At 67.7% G+C, this 532-nt stretch carries 1 protein-coding gene; it reads left to right on the top strand.

Annotated elements, in window-relative coordinates:
• On the top strand, positions 1–532 hold a 532-nt coding region (locus tag ABD361_RS30560), incomplete at both ends, for an Hsp70 family protein (RefSeq protein ID WP_344440248.1).

The raw sequence follows: 532 nt of genomic DNA, 5'->3' as shown, positions 1-532 counted from the left end.
ACAAGGGTGTGAACCCGGACGAGGTCGTCGCCATCGGCGCCTCGCTCCAGGCCGGTGTCCTCAAGGGCGAGGTCAAGGACGTCCTGCTCCTCGACGTCACCCCGCTGTCCCTCGGCATCGAGACCAAGGGCGGCATCATGACCAAGCTGATCGAGCGCAACACCACGATCCCGACCAAGCGCTCGGAGATCTTCACGACGGCCGAGGACAACCAGCCGTCCGTGCAGATCCAGGTCTACCAGGGCGAGCGCGAGATCGCGGCGTACAACAAGAAGCTCGGCATGTTCGAGCTGACGGGCCTGCCGCCGGCCCCTCGCGGCGTCCCGCAGATCGAGGTCTCCTTCGACATCGACGCCAACGGCATCATGCACGTGACCGCCAAGGACCTGGGCACGGGCAAGGAGCAGAAGATGACCGTCACCGGCGGCTCCTCGCTGCCGAAGGACGAGGTCGACCGCATGCGCCAGGAGGCCGAGCAGTACGCGGAGGAGGACCACCGCCGCCGCGAGGCCGCCGAGACCCGCAACCAGGG

The organism is Streptomyces luteosporeus, from assembly GCF_039532865.1.
GTDB classification, from domain to species: Bacteria; Actinomycetota; Actinomycetes; order Streptomycetales; family Streptomycetaceae; genus Streptomyces; species Streptomyces luteosporeus.
The sequence above is the reverse complement of the archived record's forward strand: the minus strand, read 5'-3'. Positions and strand labels throughout refer to the sequence as shown.